The sequence below is a fragment of the Sodalis-like endosymbiont of Proechinophthirus fluctus genome (assembly GCF_001602625.1).
Lineage (GTDB): Bacteria > Pseudomonadota > Gammaproteobacteria > Enterobacterales > Enterobacteriaceae.
Genome location: NZ_LECR01000042.1, coordinates 22,320 through 24,980, shown reverse-complemented (window position 1 = coordinate 24,980; position 2,661 = coordinate 22,320). Strand labels below are relative to the sequence as shown.

Sequence of the window (2,661 nt, the reverse complement as noted above, 5' to 3'; positions counted from 1 at the left end):
TGCCAAGATACTACACTGTGCGGCGTGTCCACCGGCGGCCTACCTGCCTCCACGTTATCAGCAGGGAGGGCCAACGGAATTGGCGGTCCACACATGGCAGAGAGGTTTGGCGAACAACAAGACGCCGCTGATAGCGGAAGGAAGGACGCGTGGCAGTTGGTGCTGGAGCTGCTTGTCGCCTGCCCATCAGTCGCTGCAGATCACCCGTGACTTGGCGGCTTTTTGGCGAGGGTGCCTATCGCAAGGTGTAAAAAGATATGAAAGGGTGTTATTCGAAACACCCCTGGCTGGATGATCCGGCGAGGGCGCGCTGCCCACCCCGCGTACCCGTAAAACATCATAACGGGAATTCAGAGGTTTCCGCTTTCGGCCAGGCCGAGGTGGAAACAGAGTAGATGGTTTAGTTGTCGGCAGTTAGGGAGAGTAATTAACGATGTCTGGGGATGACCGTGAACCTATTGGACGTCATGGACGACCGTCAGGACGCAAGGCTACACCGCGCCGCCGGCGGGATGATGATAAGGAGTACGTGATGCCACCGCGAAAGGGAAGGGGAGTAGCGCCGCGCAAGAAATATCTGCTGCTGGGCTGGCTTGTCCACCTCGTGCTGCTGTTCGTCATCGTTATCGCTGTCTATGGTGTGTATTTGGATGCGAAGGTCCGTCACCGCATCGATGGCAAAGTCTGGAAACTGCCAGCGGCGGTTTATGGTCGTATGGTGAGTCTGGAGCCGGGGATGTCCTACAGCCGCAGCGATATGGCGACGCTGCTTGAAAGTATACAATACCGCGAGGTGTCTCGCATTACCCGGCCGGGGGAATTCACCGTGCGCGGCAACAGCATTGAGCTGCTGCGCCGACCTTTCGATTTCCCGGACGGTAAAGAGGGGCAAATCCATGTTCGTATGGCCTTCGCCAAAAATCAGCTCCTGGAGATTAAAAACCAGGACACCGAGCGCAATTTCGGTTTTTTCCGCCTCGATCCGCGTCTGATAACCATGTTGCAATCGCCCAAGGGTGAACAGCGGCTGTTCATGCCACGCGCCGGTTTCCCGGACCTGCTGGTGGATACCCTGATAGCCACTGAAGACCGGCATTTCTACGAGCATGACGGTATCAGTTTTTCCTCTATCGGCCGCGCCTTTTTAGCTAATATTACCGCCGGTCGCGCGGTGCAGGGGGGGAGTACGCTAACGCAACAGCTGGTAAAAAACCTGTTTTTGACTAACGAACGCTCGCTGTGGCGCAAGGCGAATGAAGCCTATATGGCATTGATCGCCGATTACCATTACAGCAAGGATCGCATCCTAGAGCTGTATCTGAACGAGGTATATCTCGGCCAGAGCGGCGACGATCAGATTCGCGGTTTCCCACTGGCCAGCCTGTACTACTTCAGCCGTCCAGTGGATGAACTCAGTCTCGATCAGCAGGCGATGCTGGTAGGGATGGTGAAAGGGGCGTCACTGTATAATCCTTGGCGCAACCCCAAGCTGGCGCTGGAGCGCCGTAATCTGGTTCTGAAATTGCTGGAGAATCAGAAAATTATCGACGTCGAGCTGTATAACATGCTCAGTGCTCGCCCGTTGGGGGTACAGCCGCGTGGGGGGGTATTGACGCCGCAGCCGGCCTTTATGCAGATGGTGCGTGAAGAGCTGCAAAGCAAGCTGGGCGATAAAATCAACGACCTATCTGGCATCAAGATATTCACTACCTTGGATCCCCTGTCGCAGGATGCGGCGGAAAAAGCGGTAGAGATAGGTGTGCCAGCGTTGTGCGCCGGGCGCGGCGTTAAGGATCTAGAGGCCGCGATGGTCGTAGTCGATCGCTTCAGTGGTGAAGTACGCGCCATGGTCGGCGGAGCGGAGCCGCAATTCGCCGGCTTTAACCGCGCAATGCAAGCGCGGCGCTCAGTAGGATCGCTGGCAAAACCGGCTACCTATCTGACCGCTCTGAGCGAGCCGAATAAATATCGGCTCAATACCTGGATTGCCGATGAGCCGATCACTTTTCATCAGCCGAACGGCAGCCTGTGGGTGCCTAAAAACTATGATCGGCAGTTCCGCAGTAAAGTGATGCTGGTGGATGCGTTGACCAATTCGCTCAACGTGCCGACGGTCAATCTCGGCCTGTCGGTAGGGCTTGATCGTATTACCACTACCTTGGTGAAACTTGGCATACCGTCTTCGGTGCTGAACCCAGTTCCTTCCATGCTGCTTGGCGCCATCAGCCTCACGCCGATGGAAGTGGCGCAGGAGTTCCAGACCATCGCCAGCGGCGGTAACCATGCTACGCTGTCGGCGGTGCGATCGGTGATAGGGGAGGATGGCACCGTGCTGTATCAAAGCTTCCCACAGGCGGAGAGAGTGGTGCCCGCCCAGGCCGCTTACTTGACGTTGTATGCGATGCAACAGGTGGTGGCGCGCGGGACATCGCGTTCGCTGTCGGTGAAATTCCCGTCTTCGCATCTGGCAGCAAAGACCGGGACCACTAACGATCTGCGAGATAGCTGGTTCGCTGGTATCGACGGCAAAGAGGTGTTCATTGCTTGGGTCGGCCGCGATAACAATGGTCCCGCCAAGTTGACCGGAGCCAACGGCGCGCTGACGCTGTATCGTCGTTATCTGGAGAATCAGGCGCCGTTAACGCTGAACTTGACGCCGCC

At 56.8% G+C, this 2,661-nt stretch carries 2 protein-coding genes; both read left to right on the top strand.

Annotated elements, in window-relative coordinates; all coding sequences use genetic code 11:
* On the top strand, positions 1-295 hold a 295-nt coding region (locus BG74_RS13165), incomplete at its 5' end, for an ATP-dependent helicase C-terminal domain-containing protein (RefSeq protein WP_187202649.1).
* A 138-nt stretch (positions 296-433) separates the two neighbouring features.
* On the top strand, positions 434-2,661 hold a 2,228-nt coding region (gene mrcB, locus BG74_RS04925), incomplete at its 3' end, for a bifunctional glycosyl transferase/transpeptidase (protein WP_073961088.1).